This is a genomic window from Micromonospora sp. NPDC005257 (genome assembly GCF_042872445.1).
Classification (GTDB): domain Bacteria; phylum Actinomycetota; class Actinomycetes; order Mycobacteriales; family Micromonosporaceae; genus Micromonospora.
On sequence record NZ_JBIAKL010000006.1, the window covers coordinates 351,548 to 373,392 of the forward strand.

Here is a 21,845-nt window from a genome sequence, read left to right on the forward strand (position 1 = left end):
CGGGCGGGTGACCGTCCGGGACGCACACCGGGTCACTGGAGGTAGCGCTCGACCTCCGGCACCGGGCGCTCGCCCTGGGCGTCCGGGTCGCCGTGCGCCTGGCGGGCGGCCCGGCGGCGGCGCAGCAGGTCCCAGCACTGGTCCAGGGACTCCTCCAGCGCGCGCAGCCGCTCCCGCGCCTCGTCGTCGGTGCCGGCGTCGCCGTGCTGCGCGTCGGCACGCAGGCGGTGCTCCTCGTCGACGAGTTCGGAGATCCGGCTCAGGATGGTCTTGTCGTCCATGCCCGAAGCTTGGCACAGCGGACGGTGCCGTGCCCGGGGCACCGGATAGGTGAGCCGTGCTCGCGCTCCGCAACGCCCACTGTGTACGCGGGTGACGCATATCCCAGGGCTTCCATTCTCGACAAAGAGATTGTTGTTACGTGAAATATTCTCCGAGGTGCCTTTTGATCTGGCGTTCCTGATGGCATGCTCGCGGGCAACGTCACGGGTCGGTACGGAGTCGCGACCCTGAGTCAACCGAGGGAGCGTTCAGGTGCCCGAACCGACGGACACAGCGAGGCCCACCGGCCGACCCCGAGTCGTGCCGCTGCGGCAGATCCTGCCCGCGGTGCTCCGCGACCCCGCCCGCGCCCTCATCGACATCGGTAACCGTACCGAGGGCGAACTGGTCCAGCTCAACCTCGGCTCGTTCCGCCCGTATCTGGTCACCCACCCCCGGCACGTGCAGCACGTTCTGCGCGACCGGGCGGACAACTACGAGCGCGCCGGTGACGGACTGTTCTGGCGCCCGGTCAAGCGGCTGTTCGGCGAGGGGATCCTCGGCGAGGGGCAGATCTGGTCGGCCAGCCGGCGGATGCTCCAGCCGATGTTCACCGCCAAGCGGGTGGAGGCGCTCGTCGACGGGATGGCCGACGCGATCCGCGACGCGGTCGAGGAGTTGGACGAGCCGGCCCGTGCCGGGCAGCCGGTCGACATCGGCGTGGAGCAGGCGCGCATCGTCAGCCGGGCGATCATGAAGGTGCTCTTCGCCGACCGGATCTCGGTGCCGGACGCGATGCGGGTGATCGAGGCGCAGGACCGGATCGCCACCGCCGTCATCCCGCGCATCATCGTGCCGTTCGCGCCGCTGTCACTGCCGATGCCGGGGGACCGCACGTTCGCCCGCGCCGTACGCGTCGTCGACGACGTCCTGGTGCCGATCGTCCGCGAGACGCGGGACGCCGCCGACCAGGGCGACGACGTCATCTCCACGCTCTGGCAGGCCCGCACCGACGACGGGCGGCAGCTCGACGAGCGGCAGGTCCGCAACGACACGGTGGCGATGTTCGCCGCCACCACGGAGACCACCATCAACGTGCTGACGTGGGCCTGGCCCCACCTCGACCAGCACCCCGAGGTGGCCGAGCGGCTCTACGCCGAGATCGACGAGGTGGTCGGAGGCGAGCCGGTACGCCGCGAGCACCTGAGCCGGCTCACCTACACCCGGATGGTGCTCGACGAGCTGCTGCGGCTCTACCCGATCGGATGGATCATCCCGCGCCGCGCGGTCGCCGGGGACGTCATCGACGGCGTGCCGATCGAGCCCGGCGCGACGATGGCGGTCAGCCCGCTGATCACCCAGCGGATGCGGCAGTTCTGGGACCGCCCGGACGAGTTCGACCCGGAACGCTTCCTCCCCGAGCGGGTCCGCGCCCGGCACCGGTACGCCCACTTCCCGTTCGGCGGCGGGCCGCACCAGTGCCTCGGCATGTACCTGTTCTACCTGGAGGCCCAGCTCATCCTCGCCACCATGCTCAGCCGCTACCGGTTCCGGCTGCACCGCCCCGGCGTACCCGGGTTGCGGCTGGCCGCGGCGCTGCGGCCGCGCGAACGGGTGGAGCTGACGCTCGTCGCCGCCGGGCGGACGGAGGGGGCATGACCGACTGCGCGACACCGGATCCGCTCGTCGTCGCCGCCGAACAGGGCCGGGTCTGCGCGCTGGCCGCGCAGGGCCAGCGCGGCCTGCGCAGGGCCGCCGCCGCGCACCCCGAGCTGTTCCCCGGCGACCCGTTCGACGCGACGCTGTTCAGCAGCATCGCGCAGGCGATGGCGTTCAGCGCCCCCTGGCACAGCGCCGCCGAACTCGCCGTGACCAACCGCGCGGTGCTCTGGGGCTTCGCCGTGGACTGGCTGGTCGACCACCAGGCGCCCAGCCGGGCCGAGGTGGACCGGATCACCGGCGTCTGCCTGGACGTGCTCGACGGCGCCGACTCCGGCGACCCGCTGGGCCGGTTCCTCGCCGAGCTGCGGGACGACGTCGCCGCCGCGCCGGCCTATCCGGCGCTGCGCGACCACTGGCGGGACACGATGGCCCGCACGCTCGACGCGATGGCCCGCGAGTGGGACTGGCGGCGCACCGGCCGCCCCACGCTCGCCGACTACCTGGCCAACGCCGACAACCTCGCCGCGACGGTGGTGAACGTCGCCCACTGGATCCACACCGGATCGGTGTCCGACGCCGGCACGCTGGCGCGGCTGATCGAGGTCAGCGACGAGGTCCAGCGGGCCCTGCGCCTGGTCAACGACCTCGGCACCCACCGCCGCGACGCCGAGTCCGGCGATCTCAACGCGCTGCTGCTGGTGGACGACCCGGCCGACGTCGAGCGGCACTTCGCCGAGCAGGTCGACCACTGCCGCGTCCTGCTGGCGAAGCTGGCCGGCGAGGTGCCGAGGGAGGCCGGCTTCCTGTCCCGGCAGCTCGGTTTCACCACCGGCTTCTACCGGCACACCGACTTCTGGGGCGTGCGGTGACGCTCACCGCCGGACCGGTGCCCGCCACCGGGTCCGGGACCGCGCGCGACCTGATCGCCGCGCTCGGCGGCGAGCCGGAGGGGCAGACCTCACCGTCGGTCTACGAGACCGGACGGCTGATCGCGCTCGCACCCTGGCTCGACGGCCACGACCGGCGCCTGACCTGGCTGCTGGACCGGCAGCGCCCGGACGGCGGATGGGGCGGCCCCGGCGGCTACGCCCTGGTGCCGACGCTGAGCGCGGTGGAGGCGCTGCTGGCCGCGCTGCACCGCGACGGCCCGGCCGCCGCGCCGGCCGCCGCCGCGCACCGAGGGCTGGCGTACCTGGCCGGCGCGCTGCGTGCCGGCGCCCCGCCGGACCTGCCGGCAACCGACCTGATCGTGCCGGCGTTGCTGGCCGCCGTGGACCGGCGCCTCGACGGGCCGGCCGGGCCGCCACCCGGGCTGGCCGAGTGGGCCGGCCGGCCCCGCCTGCCGCTGCCGGCCGGTCTCGACCCGGCCCGGCTGACCCGGGTACGCGGACTGCTCGCCACCGGACGGCCGGTGCCGGAGAAGCTGGCGCACGCGCTGGAGGTGGCGGGCGAGCTGGCGTACCGCGCGCCCGGGGTGCGTCCCTCGGCCAGCGGCGCGGTCGGCGCCTCACCGGCCGCCACCGCCGCCTGGCTGGGCGGGCCGGAGCCCGGACCCGCGCTGGACTACCTGAACGCGCTCGCCCGGCCCGGCCCGGTGCCCTGCGCGAGCCCGATCACCGTGTTCGAGCGGGCCTGGGTGCTCGGCATCCTGGTCCGGGCCGGCGTGCCGGTCGGCACGCCCGAGCCGGTGCTGACCGAGCTGCGCGCCGCGGTCGGACCGTCCGGCGCGGCCACCGCGCCCGGCCTGCCCGCCGACGCGGACACCACAGCGGTCACGCTCTACGCGCTGGCCCGGCTGGGCCGCGCGCCGGGCGTCTCACCGCTGGCCGGGTTCGACACGGGACGGCACTTCTGCACCTGGCCGGGGGAGGACGGGGCGTCGCTGACCACGAACGCGCACGTGCTCGACGCGCTCGGCGAGCAGCCGAGCGGGCCCGGTGTCACCGGCGCGCGCCATCGGGTCACCGAGTGGCTGCTGGACCGGCAGGAGCCGGACGGGCGGTGGGAGGACCGCTGGCACGCCTCGCCGTACTACGCCACCTACGCGGTGCTGCTGGCGCTGTCCGACCACGCGCCGGACGGCGCGGCGCGAGCCGCCGTCGAGCGGGGCGTGGCCTGGCTGCTGGCCACGCAGCGCCGGGACGGCTCCTGGGGGCGGTGGGACGGGACCGCCGAGGAGACCGCGTACGCGGTGCTCGCGCTGGCCGACGCGGGCCGGCCCGGCGACGCCCGGGTCACGTCGGCGCTGGCGCGGGGGCGCAGTCGACTGTCCGAGCTGGACGGATCCGACGGCGAACCGGCACTATGGCACGACAAGGACCTCTACCGCCCGACGCGGATCGTGCGCGCCGCGGTGCTGGCGGCCTCCGGCAGCGCCGGGGCGGCCGGAAGGAGGCCGCACCCACCATGATCAGGATCGCTTGAATGAGGTTCACGACGGCTGCTAGCGTGCGCCGGAGTCGATCGGATTTCGGACCGACCGAAGACCGGGCCAGGACGGTGTGATGGGTTCCCGCAGTACGAATCTCCGTACGAAGATCATCGCGCTGCTGGCGTCGCTGACCGCGCTCTGGGCGTTCGCCGCGTGGGTGACCGTACGGGACGGGTTCAACCTGCTCGGCGTGCAGGCGCTCAACGCGCGCGTGTTCGAGCCGAGCGACCCGCTGCTGCAGGAGCTGCAGGCCGAGCGCCGGCTGTCGCTGCGCTATCTCGGTGAGTCCGACCCGGGCCGGCTGCAGGAGCTGGAGGCCCAGCGGGCCCGCACCGACGAGACCGCCACCGTGCTGTGGCGCTCGGTACGGGACTGGCGCACTGAGATCCCGGCCAGCGAGGAGCTGATGCGGCGGCTCGACGAGCTGAAGACCGAACTGGACCAGCTCGGTCAGGTACGCGCCGACGTCAGCCGCAAGACCATCGACCGGACCACCACGCTCATCGCGTACGACGAGGCGGTCGACGGGATCTTCGCGGTCTTCGACGCCCTCGGCGGCCTCGACGACGACGAGATCGCCGAGGACACCGCGGCGCTCATCGACCTCAACCGGTCCCGGGAACTCCTGTCCCAACAGGACGCGCTGCTCACCGGCGCGATCGCGGCCAACCGGATCACGGTGGGCGAGCAGACCGCGTTCGCCCGCCTGGTCGGCGCGCAGTGGTTCCTCGCCGACCGCACCGCCCGGGAACTCGCCCCCGGCGACCGCGCCCGCTTCGAACGGATGGTCGAGGGCGAGGCGTTCCAGCAGCTCCGCACGCTTCAGGACCAGGTGCTCGCGGCCAAGGGCAGCGAGGTGCGCCCGCCGGTGACCGCCGCGGCGTGGCAGGCCGCCGCCGAGAAGGCGATGGCCGACCTGCGCGAGGTGATCCTGGCCGGCGGTGAGGACATCGTCTCCCGGGCCATGCCCGTCGCGATCGGCGTCATCGTGCGGCTGGTGCTCGCCGCCGGCCTCGGCCTGATCGCCGTCATCGCCTCCGTGGTCGTCTCGATCACCACGGCGCGGGCGCTCGTACGCCAGCTCGAACGGCTCCGCGAGGCAGCCTTCCAGCTGGCCCACGAGCGGCTGCCGAGCGTGGTGGAACGGCTGGGCCGCGGTGAGGAGGTGGACGTCGCCCGCGAGGCGCCACCGTTGCAGTTCGGCGACGACGAGATCGGCCAGGTGGGCAAGGCGTTCAACGTCGTGCAGGAGACCGCCGTACGCACCGCGGTCGAGCAGGCCGAGTTGCGCCGCAGCGTACGCGACGTGTTCCTCAGCCTGGCCCGGCGCACCCAGGCGCTCGTGCACCGGCAGCTCACGCTGCTGGACGCGATGGAGCGGCGGGAACACGACGCCGAGGAGCTGGAGGCCCTGTTCCGGGTCGACCACCTGGCCACCCGCATGCGGCGCAACGCGGAGAACCTGATCGTGCTCTCCGGCTCGACGCCGGGCCGGGCCTGGCGGCGCAACGTGCCGATGGTCGACGTGGTTCGCGGCGCGGTCGCCGAGGTCGAGGACTACACCCGGGTCACCGTGCGCCCGCTCGGCGACGTGTCGCTGACCGGCCGCGCCGTCGGTGACGTGATCCACCTGCTGGCCGAGCTGATCGAGAACGGACTCTCCTTCTCGCCGCCGCAGACCATTGTGGAGATCCGGGGTCAGCTCGTGGCGAACGGCTTCGCCATCGAGATCGAGGACCGCGGCCTCGGCATGAGCGCCGACGAGCTGGCCGCCGCCAACGCGCGCATCGTCGACCGCTCCGAGCTGAACCTGGCCGACGCGGCCCGGCTCGGCCTGTTCGTGGTCAGCCGGCTCACCGAGCGGCACGGCGTCAAGGTGCAGCTCAAGGAGTCCGCGTACGGCGGGACGACAGCTGTGGTGCTGATCCCGCGTGAACTGATCGCGGCCGCCGGCGCGCCCGACGACCTGCCCGCCCCCGGGACGGCCCTGCCCGTGACGCCGACGCCGGCGGGAGACACGCCGCCCGGCGACGGGTCCGAGCCGGCGACTCCGTCCGGCCCGGACGGCGGCGCCGAGCCGGAGCAGCCGTCCGAACCCGCCCCGCAGGTGCCGGAGCCGATGGCGCAGGCACCCCGGCTGACCCCCTCCGGGCTGCCGGCGCGTACCCGCAAGCGGCAGTCCGCGGTGGCGGCGCCCACCACGGAGCTGGCGGTGGTGGAACGCCGGTCGGTCGCCCAGACGGACGCGGTCGAGGCTTCCCCGGAGACGGCGCCGGAGCCGGAGTCGGAGTCGGAGCCGGAGTCGGAGACGGCGCCCGTCACCGACGCGGGGCTGCCGGTGCGGGTACGCCAGGCCAACATCGTGCCGGCGCTGCGGCACGACCAGACCGAGGCGGACGACGACGCCGACGACGACACGGCGCGTGCACCGGAGCAGGTGCGCCGGATGATGAGTTCCTACCAGAGCGGCACGCGACGCGGCCGTACCGATGCCGCGCGCTTGCTCGGCGGAGCGCGGGAGGCCGGCGGTGCGCCGGCCGACGCGGACGAGCAGGTTACCTGACCGGGACGTCGACGCGACGGGACCGGAAGCTGACGGCACACAGCCGGGAAGATGAGGACGACGAGTGGCGCAGAAGACGGCTTCGAGCGCGGATCTGACGTGGCTGCTGGATGACCTGGTCGGCCGGGTCAAGCAGGCGGAGCACGCCGTGGCGCTCTCCACCGACGGACTGTTGATGGCCTCGTCCCGCGGGTTGAGCCGCGACGACGGCGAGCACCTGGCGGCCATGGCGGCGGGCATCCAGAGCCTGGCCCGTGGCGCGGGTAAACGGTTCGGTGGCGGGCACGTACAGCAGACCATCATCGAGATGCAGTCCTCCTTCCTGTTCGTCACAGCGGCCGGGCGCAACGCCTGCCTGGCGGTGCTGGCCTCGGAGGACGCGGACGTCGGCCTGATCGCGTACGAGATGGCCATGCTCGTCACCCGGGTCGGCCGGTTCGTCGCGTCACCGACCCGGGAACAGCCCCTCGGCGAGAACACGGCACGATGACCGGCCGGGGGGACTCCGCGGAGCAGGAGTGGGTGGACGACCACGCCGGCCCGGTGGTGCGCCCGTACGCGGTGACCGGCGGCCGGGCCCGCCCGGTCACCGGCACGTTCGACCTGATCTCGCTGGTCACCGCGACCCGCACGGAAGTCGGGTCGGAGTCCGGGCTCGGCCCGGAGCACATGGCGATAGTCGGCCTCTGCCAGCGGATCCTCTCCGTGGCCGAGATCGCCGCCCATCTCGACCTGCCGGTGGGCACGGTCCGGGTCCTCCTCGGAGACCTGGCCGCCCGCAGCCTGGTACAGGTACGCGAGCCGCGCGCGACCCCCGCCGGCCTTCCCGACGAGCACGTTTTCGAGGCGGTTATCAATGGACTACGGGCGCTCTGAGCGGCCGGCGGGCGCCGCGCCGCTGCCCACCGCGATCAAGATTCTGATCGCGGGCGGGTTCGGCGTCGGCAAGACCACAATGGTCGGCGCGGTAAGCGAAACCAAGCCGCTGCGCACCGAGGAGGTGCTGACCGAGACCGGCATCGGCATCGATGACCTGTCCGGCATCGAGGAGAAGTCGACCACCACCGTGGCGATGGACTTCGGCCGCATCACCATCAGCGACGACCTGGTGCTCTACCTGTTCGGCACGCCCGGCCAGGACCGCTTCTGGTTCGTCTGGGACGAGCTGGCGCTCGGCGCGCTCGGCGCGGTGGTGCTCGCCGACACCCGCCGGCTGGCCGACTGCTTCCCGTCGATCGACTACTTCGAGGGGCGCGGCACGCCGTTCGTGGTGGCGGTGAACTGCTTCGAGAACGCCAAGCAGTTCCGCCTCGACGAGGTGCAGGCCGCGCTCGACCTGGATCCGGGCGTACCGGTGGTGCTGTGCGACGCGCGGCAGCGGGAGTCGGCCAAGGAGGTGCTGATCACGCTGCTGGAGCACGCCATGAAGCTGCGCGAGGCACGTCGCCGCGCCGCCGAGGACTGAGCGGCCACACGTCAACGAGGGAGTGGCGATGACCGAGGTGACCGTCCGGGCGATGACCCCGGACGAGTTCGACAGCTGGCAGGAGGAACTGGCCGCCGGGTACGCACGGGAGCACGTCACGGCCGGCAACTGGACGGCCGAGGAGGCGCTCGACCGGGCCCGGGAGGCCAGTGCCGCCTTCCTGCCGCAGGGCATGACCACGCCCGGCATGCTGTTCCTGGTCGGCGAGCTGCCCGACGGGTCGCCGGTCGGCCGGCTGTGGATCGGCCTCACCCATCCGCGTGGGCTCGCCGGCTGCGCGTTCCTCTACGACATCGAGGTGGCCGCCGAGCACCGGGGCCGGGGCCTGGGGCGGGCGCTGCTCGCGGCGGGGGAGCGGGCGACCCGGGACCACGGCGCCGGGGCGCTGGAGCTGAACGTCTTCGGCGCCAACGAGACGGCGCGCAGGCTGTACGAGACGGCCGGCTACCGAGTGGTCACCCAGCAGATGCGCAAGGACCTGTCGTAGAGGTCCCTACAGGCGGGTGGCGGTCCGGATCAGGGCGGCGAGGGGCCGGGACCGGCTGTGCGGCGGCCAGGCGATCACGGTGGTCACCGCCGTCGCGTCCGGCACGGGCACGGCTGCCAGGTCGGCGAGCAGCAGCGACCGGCAGGACTCCGGCAGCACCACCGCGGTGCGGCCGAGCGCGATGAGTTGGAACAACTGGGCGTGGTCCCGGACCTCGGGGCCCGGACCGTCCGGATACGACCCGTCGGCCCGGGGCCAGCGCGGCATCGGCAGGCCGGTCAGCGTCTCCACCTCGGCCGTCAGCAGGTGCGGCCGCCGGGCCAGCGGATGTCCGGCCGGCAGGACCGCCACTTGCTGCTCGGTGACCAGTTCCTCGGTGTCCAGCCCGGTGGTCGAGTCGAACGGCAGGTGCAGCAGCGCCACGTCGGCCCGCCCGTCGCGCAGCAGCCGTTCCTGTTCGCCGATGCCGCACAGCAGCACCTCGACGGGGACCGCGTCCGGCTCGGCGGCGTACGCGTCGAGCAGTTTCGGCAGCAGTTCGCTGGATGCGCCCGCCTTCGTCACGAGCACCAGCCCGGCGCCGCCGTGCGCGGCCTGAGCGGCGCGGCGGGTGCGGCGGCCGGCGGCGTCCACCGCGTCCAGGGCGGCCCGGCCCTCCCGCAGCAGCACCGACCCGGCCGAGGTGAGCGCGACGCGGCGGCTGTCGCGTTCCAGCAGCGTCACGCCGAGACGCCGTTCGAGCTGGCGGATCGCCCGTGACAGCGGCGGCTGGGCGATGCCCAGGCGTCGCGCGGCGCGGCCGAAGTGCAGTTCCTCGGCGACCGCGACGAAGTAGCGAAGCTCGCGCGTCTCCATGCCGCCACCGTACCGCCGGGGCGATACCTTACGGGTATCGGTCGCTACCGAGGTGGTGTTGGAGGCCCGCGCGCCGCGCGGACAGGATCGAGACCATGAGCGAACGGACGATCGCGCTGGTGACCGGCGCGAACAAGGGAATCGGGTACGAGATCGCGGCCGGGCTTGGTGCGCTCGGCATGCGGGTGGGCGTCGGCGCCCGCGACGGCCAGCGGCTCGCCGAGGCGGTGGCGAAGCTGCGCGCGGACGGCGTGGACGCGTTCGGCGTACCGCTGGACGTGACCGACGACGCGAGCGTGACCGCCGCCGCCCGGCTGCTGGAGACGGAGGCCGGCGGCCTGGACGTGCTCGTCAACAACGCGGGCGTTACCGGCGGTACGCCGCAGCACCCCGGTGAGGTCGACCTCGCGACCATCCGGACGGCGGTCGAGGTGAACGTGATCGGGGTGGTCCGGGTGATCGAGGCGATGCTGCCGCTGCTGCGCCGCTCGGCCTCGCCGCGGATCGTCAACGTGTCCAGCGGTGTCGGCTCGCTCACCCGGCAGAGCGCGTCAACCGGCGAGGATCAGACCGGCCCGCTGTCGGTCGCGTACTCGCCGTCGAAGAGCATGCTCAACGCGGTGACGATCCAGTACGCGCGGGCGCTCGCAGGCACGAACATCCTCATCAACGCCGCCTGCCCGGGATTCACGGCGACCGACCTGAACGGCTTCCGGGGCGTGCGGACCGTGCAGCAGGGCGCGGCGACCCCGATCCGGCTGGCGACGCTGCCGGACGACGGGCCGACCGGCGGCTACTTCGAGGACGCGGGAGTCATCCCGTGGTGAGCGCCGCTCGTCAGCACCACATGACCGGGTTGCCGCTCGCCACCGACGCCGCGCACAGCCGCCGCAGCGGCTCCACGAGGTAGGCGAAGTCGTCGCCCGACCGGCTCCGGGTCCGCACCGCGAGTCGTTCGGGTGGCGGCTCGCCGTGCCCGCCCACCGGCCGCATCGCCACTGTCGTCCGCGTCCCGCCGACGGTGAACTCCACCCGGCCGCCGGGCAGCGGTCGCTGGGTGAACCGGGTGGCCCGGAACAGCGTGACCGGCGGGTCGGCCCGGTCGAGGACGAAGAAGCCGTCGGGGTCGACGCCGGCCTGGAAGCCCGGGCCGTACATGAACAACCCGCGGTAGTCCTCGACGTACTGCATCAGCACCCGGCCGGTCGCCTCGTCGATCAACTCCACCTCGTCGGTGATCCGGGCGGTGCCCGCGAACGCGTCCAGCTCGGCGAGCGCCACCGCCGCCCGGTCCGCCGGCAACGAGCCGCCGTTGACGTCCGGCAGCGCGGCGGCGAGCGTCGGGAAACGATGCTCGCCGGCCGCGCGCGACGCCTGCTGGAACAGGCGTACGCCGGACCAGTTGGAGACGCACTCGCTGACCAGCGCCATGTCCGGGTGCGGGCAGGCGTCCCCGGACATCCAGGCGCAGAAGGCGTCGTGCGCCGCCGCGTTGCCCTCCCAGGGTTGCAGCAGCGCGAGGCAGCCGTCCTCGTCATAGCCGACCGGGCCGACCGGGAACGGCGTGGCGAGGCCGTCCTGCCAGCACCGGCAGTACACGAAGGCGTCGAGTCCCACGCCGGCACGCTACCGATGCGCGCCCGGCGGCGCGCACCCGTTTCCGTCGGGTCAGGTGACGGCCAGCAGGACGGCGTCGCCGCGCGCCGCCGCGTCCCGGTAGAAGGTGCGCAGCGCGGTGAAGTGCGGCAGCAGGTAGCTGTCGAACTCGTCGTCGCCGTCGTCCCAGATGTGCGGGTAGATCTCGGCCTCGGACATGGCCGCCGGGTCGAAGCGGGCCCGCAGCGTGGCCTCGTCCACCGCGTCGAGCCCGGCGGCCACGGTGCGTACGGCGTCGGGCATGAGCAGCCGGGCCGGGCCCATGCCGTGGTCCGGCCCGATCGGGTCGCCGCCGACGATCGCCGGCCCGGCGTCGCCGCGGACCTCGTACGTGGTGCCGTTCAGCAGGTAGTGCAGGCCGTGCCACGCCTTGTCGAGGTCGAGTTCGTCCGGACCGCCGTCGAACAGTGCGCCGGCCGTCTCCGGGTCGGCCAGCACCGTCGCCAGTTGCTCGCCGGACAGCCGGCGTGCCGTGAACACCATGCCCATGTGGTCGTCTCCCGGGGTGGTCTGTCGCGATCGGCGGCAGCTTAGCGTGAGCGTCGGACACCCGTGCCATCATCGGCGGGTGGCGAGTGAATCCCGGCATCTCAGCGTCCACATCGACCGTCCGGTGGCGGAGGTCTACGACTTCGCCGCCGACCCGGCGAACCTTCCCCGCTGGGCGCCGGGGCTCGGCGGCTCGGTGGCCCGGGTCGACGGCCAGTGGTTCGTAGACACACCCGAGGGGCCGGCGCGGCTGACCTTCGCCCCGGCCAACGAGTACGGCGTGCTCGACCACGAGGTGCTGACGCCGTCCGGCGAGACGGTGTACGTGCCGCTGCGCGCGATCGCCGACGGCGGCGCGACCGAGGTGGTGTTCAGCCTGCGGCGGACGCCCGGCATGAGCGACGCGGACTTCGACCGGGACACCGCGCTCGTGGAGGCGGATCTGGCCCGGCTCAAGGCCGTGCTGGAGAACGCCGTCGGCTGACCGGCGCCCGTGGTCATTCCGTTCCGTGAGCGCCCGCCGGCACTCACGCCCGCTGAATGGGAATTGCGCCCCGGGCTCGGCCGGCGATCTGAGCGGGAAGTAATTCGGCGCACCTGTGCGCCGACGGTCGAAACCGGCCAGCGCAATCGGGCGAACGCAATTCGGTGATTCAGTCGCCGATCGCGTCCCGCATTCGTTCCCTCGTCCAGTATTCGGACGGATCGGTGGCGCCCGGGCTCGGGTTGTGCGTCGCGACCACCGGGCCGGGCGCGGGCCGCGCCGAGCCGCCGTCGCGCGTCGCGACGACCACGACGGCCGCGGCCACGGCGAGCGCCGCGACGGCGGCCGCGCCGAGCAGCACACGGTGTGACATGTCGCCTCCTCCGTACCGTTGGGCCGGTGCCGGTCCGCCTGGTGCCGGTCCGCCTGGTGCGCCGGGCGGCACACCAGGCGGACCGTCGTTCACCAGGTGTCGTTCGCGTACGTGTTGTAGAGCGTCCCCACCACTGCGGCGGAGAAGTACGGCGAGCCGTTCGTGTTCGACCCGCTCGAGTAACTCATCACCCCGTGCACGTCACCACGCCGGGTGGTGTCGTCATAGCTGTAGTACCACGGACCGCCGCTCGAACCACCCCCGAAGCCGCAGTTCATCTCGATCCGGTTGCTGCCCGCGTCGCGCGACGTGCCCGAGCAGACCCACTGGATCTCGCCGCTGTCCTTGTTGCTCGGGTAGCCGAAGATGTCGTAGTGGTACGCGCGGCCACCGCCGGTGAGCAGCCCGTTGGCGCCGACCGCGTCCACGATCGACCGGCTGCCGTAGACGAGCGCGACCGCCACGTCGTACTGCCGCTCGCGGGTGCTGATCCAGCCGCTCGGCACCGCGAGCGTGGACCAGTCCCAGGTGCCGTACGGCTGCGCGCCGTTGCGGTACGACGGCACGAACATCCAGTTCGCGGTGTGCCAGTCCCGGCCCGGCCCGTCGTGCACGCAGTGCGCGGCCGTGAAGACCATGTTGCGCGCCGGGCTGTTCACCACGCTCGCGGAGCAGTAGTGGCCCAGGCCGTCGGTCGAGCTGGTGTAGAAGATCTTCCCCACCGTGATCGACTCGTTCAGCTGGGTGCCGAAGCCGCTGCCGTCCTTCGGCGCCACCGCCTCCGCGAAGCGCCGCACCCGCTCCGTCGTGGGGCTCTGGGTGACCGGGCCGGCGGACTTCTCCACCTCGTCGGCCGGGGTGGCCGCCGCCATGCGCTCGGCCGTCCAGTAGGCCCTGGCCTGCGCGGACGATCCCGCCTTGCGCTCGATCGACGTGACAGTGGCCGGAGCGGCCGTGCCCGCGGTGGTGCCGGTGTCGGCGAGCGCCGGAGTGCCGGCGAGGATCGCCGGCAGGATCAGGGCCGGCAGGGCCAGAAGTCTGATCGTCGTCTTCATGAAATCCTTCCCAGTGTTCGATTCCCGGATCGAAACTGGAGCGCCCCGTGGTTCATCGCGATATCGGCAACGTATCGACGGTCTTCGGAGCGTGTCAACGAATCATGGACGTCGATTGTTGGCAGTGTCGGATGTGCGATGGGGGCGACGGAATTTCATCGAATTGCAATTCCGTAATGAGTGGTGTGCCGGCTTCGGCGGGCCGTTCGTTGCCGCCGGTCCGTGAGCGGCGTTCGACCTCGATGGCCTCGACGCCATGACGAAGGAACCGTCGACCGCCTCGTCGCGATCATCCACCCCGACAACACGCCCTCACGGCGGGTCGCGGAGCGGATCGGGCTGAGCTTCGAGCGCGCGATCACGTCCGAGTCGGGGGATCCGGTGCACGTGTACACCGCGCGCGGTTGGCCTGACCGGGCTCAGTGGCGGGTCGAGGTCAGGAACCGGGTCCACGCGGCCGGGGTGAAGGTGAGCACCGGCCCGGCCGGGTCCTTCGAGTCGCGTACGCCGACCACGCCGGGCAGGTTGCCGGCGACCTCGACGCAGTCGCGCCAGGTCGGTGATCTCGTCGCCGGTCAGCGGCTGGCCGATGAACGTGGCCCGGGCGTACGCCTCGGTCTGCAACAGGCCCGGCACCCAGGCCAGCTCGAACGTCCGCAGCGCGACCGCCTCGCGCTCGATGTCGACCCACGGGCGGAACCACACCGGCTCGCGGCGGCGGACCGCGTCCGGCCAGAGCGCCTCGATCGGCTGGCCCAGCAGGTTCGCGGCCGTCGCGCGGTGCCGGCTCTGCCCCGGTACGTGACCCAGCTCAGATTGTCGCTGCGGAAGATGACGACCGGATCGCTGTCGCGGTCGACGGTGCCGTCGGGGTTGAACTTCAACCTCATGACGGAGAGCGCCGACTCCTGCCCTCCGGCACGTTGACCGGCAGAAGGTCGCGTTGGTCGAAGACCTTCTTCGCGACGAAGGTGGCGTTGACGGCCTTGGGCATGCCGCAGTAGACGGCGGAGTGCAGCAACGCCTCGACGACCTCATCGGGAGTCAGGCCGACATTGAGGGCGGCGTTGATGTGGACTTCCAGCTGGGCCTCGCAGCCGCCGAGGGCGGTGAGCATGCCGAGGGTGACCAGTTGCCGGTCGCGCGGCGGCAGACCGGGGCGGTCATAAATTTCGCCGAAACCCCAGGCGACGACCTGGTGTCCGAGTTCCGGGTTGATGTCGGCGAGGGCGTCGATGACGCGCTGACCGGCTTCGCCGTCGACGCGGTTGAGGACCTCCATGCCGTGATCGAAGCGGTCCTGGCGAGTCTCGGCGGCGGGAGTGCTGCTCATGCAGGGGTCCGTTTCCGGCTGCTGGTCGAGCAGCCCTTCGCAGTGATTGAGTGTGTTGTCCATAGCCGTGGCATTGCGCTGCAGGCTGTGGATGCGCTCGGTGAGGTCGTGAGCGTCGGCTCCCGCTGCGGGAGAGCGTTTCCATCGGCCATGGAAGGAACATAGAACTTGGAGTGCGCTCCAGAGCAAGCCGCTCCTCGTAGCTCCCGTGCGAGGAGGTCGCGCTCCGCCTGCGCTGAGATGTCAGGAAGGGCCCCTTTTCAACAGACGTCTGTTGAAAAGGGGCCCTTCCTGACAAGCGGGTTCAGCTCGCGATCATGCGGCGCAGCACGTACTGCAGGATGCCGCCGTGCCGGTAGTAGTCCGCCTCACCCGGGGTGTCGATGCGGACCACGGCGTCGAACTCCACGCCGGTGTCGGTGGTGACCTTCACCGTGCGCGGGGTGTCGCCGTCGTTCAGCGCGGTGACGCCGCTGATCGAGAACGTCTCCGTGCCGGTCAGGCCCAGCGACTCGGCGGTCTCGCCGCCCGGGAACTGCAGCGGCAGCACGCCCATGCCGATCAGGTTCGAGCGGTGGATCCGCTCGTACGACTCGGCGATGACCGCCTTCACGCCCAGCAGCATGGTGCCCTTCGCCGCCCAGTCCCGCGACGAACCCGAGCCGTACTCCTTGCCGGCCAGGATGACCAGGGGGACGCCCGCCTCCTGGTAGGCCATCGAGGCGTCGTAGATCGAGGTCTGCTCGCCGGTCAGGTGGTTGACGGTGAAGCCACCCTCGACACCCGGCACGAGCTGGTTGCGCAGCCGGATGTTGGCGAACGTGCCCCGGATCATGACCTCGTGGTTGCCCCGGCGGGAGCCGTACGAGTTGAACTCGTGCCGGGCCACGCCGTGCTCGGCCAGGTACTTGCCGGCGGGGGAGTCCGCCTTGATCGAGCCGGCCGGGGAGATGTGGTCGGTGGTCACCGAGTCACCCAGCTTGGCCAGCACCCGCGCGTCGGCGATGTCCTGCACCGGGGTCGGCTCCTGCTGCATGCCCTCGAAGTACGGGGGCTTGCGCACGTACGTCGACTCGCCGTCCCAGGAGAACGTGTCACCGGTCGGGGTGGGCAGCGACTGCCAGCGCTCGTCACCGGCGAACACGTCGGCGTATGCGGCGCTGAAGCCGGTCGCGCCGATCGCGGAGGCGATGACGTCCTGGATCTCGGCGCTGTTCGGCCAGATCTCCCGCAGGTACACCGGGTTGCCCTGGGCGTCCTCGCCGATCGGCTCGTTGGCCAGGTCGATGTCCATGGTGCCGGCGAGCGCGTACGCGACCACCAGCGGCGGGGACGCCAGGTAGTTCATCTTGACGTCCGGGTTGATCCGGCCCTCGAAGTTGCGGTTGCCGGACAGCACCGACACGACGGCCAGGTCACCGTCGTTGACGGCGGCCGAGACCTCCTCCGGCAGCGGGCCGGAGTTGCCGATGCAGGTGGTGCAGCCGTAGCCGACCAGGTTGAAGCCGAGCTTGTCCAGGTACGGGGTCAGGCCGGCACGGTCGTAGTAGTCCATGACGACCTTCGAGCCCGGCGCCAGGGTGGTCTTCACCCACGGCTTGCGGGCCAGGCCCTTCTCCACCGCGTTACGGGCCAGCAGCGCGGCGCCGATCATCACCTGCGGGTTCGAGGTGTTGGTGCAGGAGGTGATCGCGGCGATCACCACGGCGCCGTGGTCCAGCTCGTACTCGACGCCGTCGGCGCCGGTCACGCGTACCGGGTTGCTGGCCCGGCCGCCCGCGCCCACCGCTGCCGTCTCCAGGTCGCGCGGCGCGTCCGCCGGGTCGTTCACGCCGTTGGCGGGGGAGTCGCTGGCCGGGAAGGACTCGGCCGACGCCTCGTCGGCCGGGCCGTCGGCGCCGAACGGCTTCTCCTGCTGCGGCACGCCCGGCTTGCGGCCCGGGTCGCCACCGGTCTCGTCGGCGGCCACGTAGTCGCTGAGCGCGGCGCGGAACAGCGTCTTGGCGCTGCCCAGCGGCACCCGGTCCTGCGGGCGCTTCGGGCCGGCCAGCGACGGCTCGATGGTGCCGAGGTCCAGCTCCAGGCGCTCGGAGTACTCCGGCTCGCGCTCCGGGTCGTGCCAGAGGCCCTGCTCCTTGGCGTACGCCTCGACCAGCGCCACCTGCTGCGGGTCCCGGCCGGTCAGCTCCAGGTAGCGGACGGTCTCGGCGTCGATCGGGAAGATCGCCACGGTCGAGCCGTACTCCGGCGACATGTTGCCGATGGTGGCGCGGTTGGCCAGCGGCACCGCGCTCACGCCCGGGCCGTAGAACTCGACGAACTTGCCGACCACGCCGTGCTTGCGCAGCATCTCGGTGATGGTCAGCACCAGGTCGGTGGCGGTGGTGCCGGCCGGCATCTCGCCGTGCAGCTTGAAGCCGACCACGCGGGGGATCAGCATGCTGACCGGCTGGCCGAGCATCGCGGCCTCGGCCTCGATGCCGCCGACGCCCCAGCCCAGCACGCCCAGGCCGTTGACCATGGTGGTGTGCGAGTCGGTGCCGACGACCGTGTCCGGGTACGCCTGGCCGTTGCGCTCCATGATCGTACGAGCCAGGTACTCGATGTTGACCTGATGCACGATGCCGGTGCCCGGCGGCACGACCTTGAACTCGTTGAACGCGGTCTGGCCCCAGCGCAGGAACTGGTAGCGCTCCTTGTTGCGCTCGTACTCCAGCTCGACGTTGCGCTCGAAGGCGTCCTCGCGGCCGAACAGGTCGGCGATGACCGAGTGGTCGATGACCAGCTCGGCCGGGGCCAGCGGGTTGACCTTGGTGGCGTCGCCGCCCAGGTCACGTACCGCCTCGCGCATGGTGGCCAGGTCGACCACGCAGGGCACGCCGGTGAAGTCCTGCATCAGCACCCGCGCCGGGGTGAACTGGATCTCCACGCTCGGGTCGGCGGTGGCATCCCACGCGCCGAGCTGCTGGATGTGGTCGGCGGTGATGTTCGCGCCGTCCTCGGTCCGCAGCAGGTTCTCCAGCAGGATCTTCAAGCTGTAGGGCAGCCGCTCGTGGCCCTCCACCTTGTCGATCCTGAAAATCTCGTAGCTCGCGTCTCCGACGCGTAGCTGGGTCTTCGCACCGAAGGTGTCGAGGCTCGCCACGTCGTACTCCTTCACACCAGCGACCGTGAGTAGTCCTGAGCAGTTTGTCGCACCGACCGGGGCGCTGCCCTGCTTAGGCAACACTTACCTGCGTCGGTCTTTACAAAACCGTACGTCCGTCTTGCTATTCACGCAACCTCGTGCCACGCTGCGGGACGAGGAGGTGCCACCATGATCCATCACGTCCTGCTCGCCTGCCCCCGCGGCTCCGAGGACGCGTCCCGCTCCTTCTACACCGGCCTGCTCGGCCTCACCGAGAAGCCCAAACCCCCGGCCCTCGCCGCCCGCGGCGGTTGCTGGTTCACCGGGTACGACGCCGAACTGCACCTGGGCGTCGAGGACGACTTCCGCCCCGCCCGCAAGGCACACCCCGCGCTGGTGCGTCCCGACCTGGACGAGCTGGCCGCCCGCCTGGACGCCGCCGGGCACGCCGTGACCTGGGGCGACGACGAGATTCCCGGCATGCGGCGGTTCCACACGTACGACCCGCACGGCAACCGGCTGGAGTTCCTGGCCCCCGCGGGCTGACGCCGGCGCGGGTAGGGTCGGCTGGTGGTCGACGTACAGCACTGGCTCGCCGCGCTCCCACCGGGCCTGATCTGCCTGCTGGTGGGCGTGGTGATCGGCGTGGAGAGCATGGGCATCCCGCTCCCCGGCGAGATCGTGCTGGTCAGCGCCGCCCTGCTCGCCGCCACCGGCGCGGTCGGGCCCGAGTGGGTGGCAGCCGCCGCGGCCACCGGCGCCATCGTCGGCGACTCCATCGGGTACGCGGTGGGCCGGCGCGGTGGCCGTCCCCTGCTGGAACGGCTCGGCCGGCGCTTCCCGAAACACCTCGGCCCGGCACACCTGGCCCGCGCCGAGCTGAGCTTCGCCCGGCACGGCGCCTGGGCGGTGTTCTTCGGGCGGTTCGTCGCGCTGCTGCGCATCCTCGCCGGCCCGCTCGCCGGCGCCCTGCGCGTGCCGTACCGCCGGTTCCTGGTCGCGAACGCGGCAGGCGGGCTGGTCTGGGCGTTCGGCACCACCTACCTGCTGTTCTACGTGGGGCAGGCCGCCGAGCACTGGCTCAAGGACATCTCCTGGGCCGGGCTGGTGCTGGCGGTGGTGGCCGGAGTGGTCAGCACCGCGTGGCTGCGCCGCCGCGCCAAGCGCCTGCACCCGTCCGAGACGCCCGACGCCCCGGAGCCGATCCCCGCAGCCGACCGCTGACGCTCACCCACCCGTCAGGGCGAGGAGTCGCCAAGACGCCGGCGGTCAAGGGGCGGTGAGCAGGTTGAGCAGGGAGTCGCGGGCGGTGCGGACGGCGGCGCGGGACTCCTCGGTGTGGTCCAGCGCGTCGAAGCCGTGCTGCCCGTTCGGCACGTCCACCACGTGCAGGGGGATGCCGCGCCGGCGCGCGACAGCGGTGAACGCCTCGATGGTGGGGGCGACCTCGGGACGTTCCCGCCCTGCCCGGGTCAGCACGAGCGTCGGCCGTGCCGCCTCCTCCACCCGCGTGGCGTCGACGGCCGCGTCGTCGGGGGAGACCGGGTTCGGTGGGGCGGTGCCGTCGCGGTCGGTGGGCTGGTCGAGGGCGTCGATCGGGCGGAAGCGCGGATCCACCGGCGGCCATCCGGGCAGCGGGGCCAGCAGCGGGTAGGTCGCGGCCACGCCGCGCAGCCAGGCGGGCGGGTCGCGGAGCCAGTCACCGAGCAGCAGGCCGGCGCCGGAGAAGAACCAGAGGCCGAGCCGGTCGGGGTCGACGCGCGGGTCGGCGCGGAGTTGTCCGGCGGCGTCGGACACCCGTGCGGCGACCGCGTGCATGTCGTCCGGGCTCGCGACGGTGAGCCGGGGGATCGCGGTCAGCACGCCGGCCTCGGCGAGCAGCGCGCCGTAGCCCCGGTAGAGCGGCCAGTCCCGCGCGTCGGGGGCGTCGGGCGGCCCCGGCACGCCGTGCACGACGACCACCGCGGGACGCCGGCCGTCGCCGGCGGGCACGTGCAGGTCGACGTCGCCGTGCCGCTCCACGGCGGCCGGTGGGGGATCGAGGACGAACGGGCTCTCCCAGAAAACGGTCCGCATCACTGCGATGGTAGAAGAACCGCCGCCACGAGACCGTCCGATCAGGACGGCGAGGCCTTGGCGTGCCGTTCGCGCAGCCGGTCCCGGACCTCCTCCGGCGTGTAGGCCCGGCGCCGCCGTTCCGCCCGGGCCACCACCACCCCGGTCGCCGCGACGCCGGCGAGGCCCGCGAGACCGAGTACCTTCCACCACCGCATCCGTTGCCGCATCCGCATAGGGTAGTCCTCCATGAGCATCAGCCTGGACGAGGCCGTGGAGCTGACCCGTACCGGCGATCTGTGGGTGTTCCGCGGACGCAGCGTGCCCGACCGGGCCATCCAGTTCACCACGAACAGCCCGGTGAACCACGTGGGCATGGCCGTGGTGCTCGACGACATGCCGCCGCTGATGTGGCACGCCGAGCTGGGCCGAACGCTACCGGACATGTGGACCGGCACCCACCAGCGCGGGGTGCAGCTGCACGACCTGCGGGACGCGGTCTGCGTCTGGGCCAACCGGTACGGCCAGCGGGGCTGGCTGCGCCAGCTCGAACCACCGGCCGACACCGCGATGGAGGAGGCGGTGCTGCGTACCGTGGCACGGCTGGACGGGACGCCGTTCCCGTCCACCGCGCAGCTCGCCTGGCGGTGGGCCCGGGGCCGGCTGCCGAACCCGCGCCTCCTGAACCTCGGCGCCATCAGGGGAAGGATCGGCGACCGGGACCGGGACCGGACCGGTCACGGGGGCGAGACCGCGGACGGGGGCAAGAACAGCGACAACGCGTTGGAGACGGCGTACTGCGCCGAAGTGGTGGCGGTGACCTACGAGGCGATGGGCCTGCTGCCCGCCGGCCGGCGGCCCAACTGGTACGACCCGGGCCGGTTCTGGAGCGGCGACGACCTCGCCCTCAGCGGCGGCGCGCACCTCGGCGCCGAGATCGAGGTGGAGGTCCGGCCGCGCTGACCAGGTTTGCCGTCGTCGCGGGCCGGTAATGAGGAGCGTCGTGACGGCTTCCACCGACCTCGACACGCTCACCGACTTCTTCGACCGGTACGGCGTGGCGCTGACCACCGCCGACGTGCCGGCCATCGCCGGCTGCTACGCCCTGCCCGGGCTGGTGGTCGCCGACACCTACAGCTTCTCGTTCACCTCGCCCGCGGCGGTGGCGCTCAGCTTCGTCGGCGCCGCCCCCGACTACCAGGAGCGGGAACTCGTCGCCGCCAACGCGCAGATCGAGGACGTGCAGCAGATCTCGGCGCTGCTCACCGAGGTGGCGGTGCGCTGGGAGTTCCTGGACAGCCAGGGCGGCGCGGTGCCCGGCGAGCGCTACCGCTACCTGTTGCGGGCCACCGACGACGGCCCGGTGATCTGCACCGTCATCCGTACCTCCTGAGCTGGTGGTGGGGCGGCCGGCCCCCCCGGCCGGCCCCCCCCCCCCCCGGCGCCCGCGGGGGGGGGCACCGGCCCCCCCCTCGGCCGCGGGGGCCGAGTGCACACCCGGTTCGGGGAGGTCCTCCTCGGTGACCAG

Annotated in this window: 24 protein-coding genes and 2 pseudogenes; 14 read left to right on the forward strand and 12 right to left on the reverse strand. The window is 72.6% G+C overall.

The features are described from left to right. Positions 1-32 precede the first annotated feature (32 nt). Positions 33-281, reverse strand: coding sequence for a DUF2630 family protein (locus ACFYO8_RS15985; RefSeq protein WP_355015099.1), 249 nt, complete (start codon positions 279-281; stop codon positions 33-35). A gap of 301 nt (positions 282-582) precedes the next feature. On the opposite strand from ACFYO8_RS15985, the gene ACFYO8_RS15990 reads away from it, so the two are divergent. The 8 genes from ACFYO8_RS15990 (at position 583) to ACFYO8_RS16025 (ending at position 8,890) form a co-directional block, all read left to right on the forward strand. Then, positions 583-1,920, forward strand: a complete 1,338-nt coding sequence (locus ACFYO8_RS15990) for a cytochrome P450 (protein WP_354872820.1) — start codon at positions 583-585, stop codon at positions 1,918-1,920. Continuing rightward, a complete protein-coding gene (locus ACFYO8_RS15995) occupies positions 1,917-2,792 on the forward strand; it encodes a terpene synthase family protein (RefSeq protein ID WP_354872570.1) in 876 nt (291 codons plus the stop codon). The genes ACFYO8_RS15990 and ACFYO8_RS15995 overlap by 4 nt, the downstream gene beginning before the upstream one ends. Next, on the forward strand, positions 2,789-4,333 hold the full coding sequence (locus ACFYO8_RS16000) for a prenyltransferase/squalene oxidase repeat-containing protein (RefSeq protein WP_354872567.1): 1,545 nt from the start codon (positions 2,789-2,791) through the stop codon (positions 4,331-4,333). The genes ACFYO8_RS15995 and ACFYO8_RS16000 overlap by 4 nt, the downstream gene beginning before the upstream one ends. 94 nt (positions 4,334-4,427) lie before the next feature. Continuing rightward, complete coding sequence (locus ACFYO8_RS16005; RefSeq protein ID WP_354872564.1) at positions 4,428-6,917, forward strand: nitrate- and nitrite sensing domain-containing protein; 2,490 nt, start codon at positions 4,428-4,430, stop codon at positions 6,915-6,917. A gap of 64 nt (positions 6,918-6,981) precedes the next feature. Next, positions 6,982-7,407 (forward strand): roadblock/LC7 domain-containing protein, encoded by a 426-nt coding sequence (locus tag ACFYO8_RS16010; RefSeq protein ID WP_091420341.1) that lies wholly within the window; start codon positions 6,982-6,984, stop codon positions 7,405-7,407. After that, positions 7,404-7,793 (forward strand): DUF742 domain-containing protein, encoded by a 390-nt coding sequence (locus ACFYO8_RS16015; protein ID WP_354872561.1) that lies wholly within the window; start codon positions 7,404-7,406, stop codon positions 7,791-7,793. The genes ACFYO8_RS16010 and ACFYO8_RS16015 overlap by 4 nt, the downstream gene beginning before the upstream one ends. Continuing rightward, positions 7,774-8,382, forward strand: a complete 609-nt coding sequence (locus ACFYO8_RS16020) for an ATP/GTP-binding protein (protein WP_354872558.1) — start codon at positions 7,774-7,776, stop codon at positions 8,380-8,382. Before ACFYO8_RS16015 ends, ACFYO8_RS16020 begins: the two co-directional genes overlap by 20 nt. A 28-nt stretch (positions 8,383-8,410) precedes the next feature. After that, a complete protein-coding gene (locus ACFYO8_RS16025) occupies positions 8,411-8,890 on the forward strand; it encodes a GNAT family N-acetyltransferase (RefSeq protein WP_354872555.1) in 480 nt (159 codons plus the stop codon). A 6-nt stretch (positions 8,891-8,896) separates the two neighbouring features. Here ACFYO8_RS16025 and ACFYO8_RS16030 read toward each other — a convergent pair whose 3' ends face one another. Continuing rightward, a complete protein-coding gene (locus ACFYO8_RS16030; protein ID WP_354872552.1) occupies positions 8,897-9,745 on the reverse strand; it encodes a LysR family transcriptional regulator in 849 nt (282 codons plus the stop codon). 95 nt (positions 9,746-9,840) lie between these two features. On the opposite strand from ACFYO8_RS16030, the gene ACFYO8_RS16035 reads away from it, so the two are divergent. Continuing rightward, the gene (locus ACFYO8_RS16035; protein ID WP_354872549.1) at positions 9,841-10,572 is read left to right on the forward strand and encodes an SDR family oxidoreductase; all 732 of its coding nucleotides are present in this window, start codon (positions 9,841-9,843) and stop codon (positions 10,570-10,572) included. 10 nt (positions 10,573-10,582) lie between these two features. Here the strand turns inward: ACFYO8_RS16035 and ACFYO8_RS16040 are convergent, their stop codons facing one another. Both ACFYO8_RS16040 and ACFYO8_RS16045 read right to left on the reverse strand, forming a co-directional pair. Then, on the reverse strand, positions 10,583-11,362 hold the full coding sequence (locus tag ACFYO8_RS16040; RefSeq protein ID WP_354872546.1) for a hypothetical protein: 780 nt from the start codon (positions 11,360-11,362) through the stop codon (positions 10,583-10,585). Between the two features lie 51 nt (positions 11,363-11,413). Continuing rightward, positions 11,414-11,890 carry a YfbM family protein gene (locus tag ACFYO8_RS16045; RefSeq protein ID WP_354872543.1) on the reverse strand — a complete coding sequence of 159 codons (477 nt, stop codon included), beginning with the start codon at positions 11,888-11,890 and terminating at the stop codon, positions 11,414-11,416. A 79-nt stretch (positions 11,891-11,969) separates the two neighbouring features. Here ACFYO8_RS16045 and ACFYO8_RS16050 point away from each other — a divergent pair, with 79 nt between their 5' ends. Further along, positions 11,970-12,374 carry an SRPBCC family protein gene (locus tag ACFYO8_RS16050; RefSeq protein WP_354872540.1) on the forward strand — a complete coding sequence of 135 codons (405 nt, stop codon included), beginning with the start codon at positions 11,970-11,972 and terminating at the stop codon, positions 12,372-12,374. Positions 12,375-12,543: 169 nt separating this feature from the next. On the opposite strand, the gene ACFYO8_RS16055 is transcribed toward ACFYO8_RS16050, so the two are convergent. The 6 genes and pseudogenes from ACFYO8_RS16055 to ACFYO8_RS16080 all read right to left on the reverse strand — a co-directional run bounded on the left by ACFYO8_RS16055 (position 12,544) and on the right by ACFYO8_RS16080 (position 18,295). Beyond that, the gene (locus tag ACFYO8_RS16055) at positions 12,544-12,747 is read right to left on the reverse strand and encodes a hypothetical protein (protein WP_091420317.1); all 204 of its coding nucleotides are present in this window, start codon (positions 12,745-12,747) and stop codon (positions 12,544-12,546) included. An 89-nt stretch (positions 12,748-12,836) separates the two neighbouring features. Then, positions 12,837-13,802, reverse strand: a complete 966-nt coding sequence (locus tag ACFYO8_RS16060; RefSeq protein WP_354872537.1) for a hypothetical protein — start codon at positions 13,800-13,802, stop codon at positions 12,837-12,839. 419 nt (positions 13,803-14,221) lie between these two features. Further along, a pseudogene (locus ACFYO8_RS16065) lies at positions 14,222-14,350 on the reverse strand (DUF397 domain-containing protein); the annotation flags it as partial. After that, positions 14,310-14,624, reverse strand: a pseudogene (locus tag ACFYO8_RS16070) (Scr1 family TA system antitoxin-like transcriptional regulator); the annotation flags it as partial. The pseudogenes ACFYO8_RS16065 and ACFYO8_RS16070, both read right to left, overlap by 41 nt. A 64-nt stretch (positions 14,625-14,688) precedes the next feature. Continuing rightward, positions 14,689-15,198 carry a carboxymuconolactone decarboxylase family protein gene (locus tag ACFYO8_RS16075; protein ID WP_354872534.1) on the reverse strand — a complete coding sequence of 170 codons (510 nt, stop codon included), beginning with the start codon at positions 15,196-15,198 and terminating at the stop codon, positions 14,689-14,691. A gap of 241 nt (positions 15,199-15,439) precedes the next feature. Next, positions 15,440-18,295 (reverse strand): aconitate hydratase, encoded by a 2,856-nt coding sequence (locus ACFYO8_RS16080; protein WP_354872531.1) that lies wholly within the window; start codon positions 18,293-18,295, stop codon positions 15,440-15,442. 156 nt (positions 18,296-18,451) lie between these two features. Here ACFYO8_RS16080 and ACFYO8_RS16085 point away from each other — a divergent pair, with 156 nt between their 5' ends. Together ACFYO8_RS16085 and ACFYO8_RS16090 are read left to right on the forward strand one after the other, a co-directional pair. Further along, a complete protein-coding gene (locus ACFYO8_RS16085) occupies positions 18,452-18,808 on the forward strand; it encodes a VOC family protein (protein ID WP_354872528.1) in 357 nt (118 codons plus the stop codon). Positions 18,809-18,832: 24 nt separating this feature from the next. Continuing rightward, entirely contained in the window at positions 18,833-19,486 is a 654-nt protein-coding gene (locus ACFYO8_RS16090; protein WP_354872525.1) for a DedA family protein, read from the forward strand. 45 nt (positions 19,487-19,531) lie between these two features. Here the strand turns inward: ACFYO8_RS16090 and ACFYO8_RS16095 are convergent, their stop codons facing one another. Both ACFYO8_RS16095 and ACFYO8_RS16100 read right to left on the reverse strand, forming a co-directional pair. Continuing rightward, positions 19,532-20,338, reverse strand: a complete 807-nt coding sequence (locus ACFYO8_RS16095; RefSeq protein ID WP_354872522.1) for a hypothetical protein — start codon at positions 20,336-20,338, stop codon at positions 19,532-19,534. A gap of 41 nt (positions 20,339-20,379) precedes the next feature. Next, positions 20,380-20,568: a hypothetical protein gene (locus ACFYO8_RS16100; RefSeq protein WP_354872849.1), complete on the reverse strand. Its 189-nt coding sequence runs from the start codon at positions 20,566-20,568 to the stop codon at positions 20,380-20,382. Here ACFYO8_RS16100 and ACFYO8_RS16105 point away from each other — a divergent pair. Together ACFYO8_RS16105 and ACFYO8_RS16110 are read left to right on the forward strand one after the other, a co-directional pair. After that, the gene (locus ACFYO8_RS16105) at positions 20,567-21,280 is read left to right on the forward strand and encodes a hypothetical protein (RefSeq protein WP_354872520.1); all 714 of its coding nucleotides are present in this window, start codon (positions 20,567-20,569) and stop codon (positions 21,278-21,280) included. The two genes, ACFYO8_RS16100 and ACFYO8_RS16105, sit on opposite strands and share 2 nt — an antisense overlap. A gap of 40 nt (positions 21,281-21,320) precedes the next feature. Then, complete coding sequence (locus ACFYO8_RS16110; protein WP_354872518.1) at positions 21,321-21,710, forward strand: hypothetical protein; 390 nt, start codon at positions 21,321-21,323, stop codon at positions 21,708-21,710. Positions 21,711-21,845: the final 135 nt, after the last annotated feature.

Bases quoted from the DNA above. Each gene is read 5' to 3' on its own strand.
- ACFYO8_RS16100 (WP_354872849.1), bottom strand. From the start codon at position 20,568: ATGGAGGACTACCCTATGCGGATGCGGCAACGGATGCGGTGGTGGAAG.
- ACFYO8_RS16020 (WP_354872558.1), top strand. From the start codon at position 7,774: ATGGACTACGGGCGCTCTGAGCGGCCGGCGGGCGCCGCGCCGCTGCCC.
- ACFYO8_RS16005 (WP_354872564.1), top strand. From the start codon at position 4,428: ATGGGTTCCCGCAGTACGAATCTCCGTACGAAGATCATCGCGCTGCTG.
- ACFYO8_RS16060 (WP_354872537.1), bottom strand. From the start codon at position 13,802: ATGAAGACGACGATCAGACTTCTGGCCCTGCCGGCCCTGATCCTGCCG.
- ACFYO8_RS15985 (WP_355015099.1), bottom strand. From the start codon at position 281: ATGGACGACAAGACCATCCTGAGCCGGATCTCCGAACTCGTCGACGAG.
- ACFYO8_RS16025 (WP_354872555.1), top strand. From the start codon at position 8,411: ATGACCGAGGTGACCGTCCGGGCGATGACCCCGGACGAGTTCGACAGC.
- ACFYO8_RS16105 (WP_354872520.1), top strand. From the start codon at position 20,567: ATGAGCATCAGCCTGGACGAGGCCGTGGAGCTGACCCGTACCGGCGAT.
- ACFYO8_RS16015 (WP_354872561.1), top strand. From the start codon at position 7,404: ATGACCGGCCGGGGGGACTCCGCGGAGCAGGAGTGGGTGGACGACCAC.
- ACFYO8_RS16035 (WP_354872549.1), top strand. From the start codon at position 9,841: ATGAGCGAACGGACGATCGCGCTGGTGACCGGCGCGAACAAGGGAATC.
- ACFYO8_RS16085 (WP_354872528.1), top strand. From the start codon at position 18,452: ATGATCCATCACGTCCTGCTCGCCTGCCCCCGCGGCTCCGAGGACGCG.
- ACFYO8_RS16095 (WP_354872522.1), bottom strand. From the start codon at position 20,338: ATGCGGACCGTTTTCTGGGAGAGCCCGTTCGTCCTCGATCCCCCACCG.
- ACFYO8_RS16045 (WP_354872543.1), bottom strand. From the start codon at position 11,890: ATGGGCATGGTGTTCACGGCACGCCGGCTGTCCGGCGAGCAACTGGCG.
- ACFYO8_RS16030 (WP_354872552.1), bottom strand. From the start codon at position 9,745: ATGGAGACGCGCGAGCTTCGCTACTTCGTCGCGGTCGCCGAGGAACTG.
- ACFYO8_RS16055 (WP_091420317.1), bottom strand. From the start codon at position 12,747: ATGTCACACCGTGTGCTGCTCGGCGCGGCCGCCGTCGCGGCGCTCGCC.
- ACFYO8_RS15995 (WP_354872570.1), top strand. From the start codon at position 1,917: ATGACCGACTGCGCGACACCGGATCCGCTCGTCGTCGCCGCCGAACAG.
- ACFYO8_RS16075 (WP_354872534.1), bottom strand. From the start codon at position 15,198: ATGGACAACACACTCAATCACTGCGAAGGGCTGCTCGACCAGCAGCCG.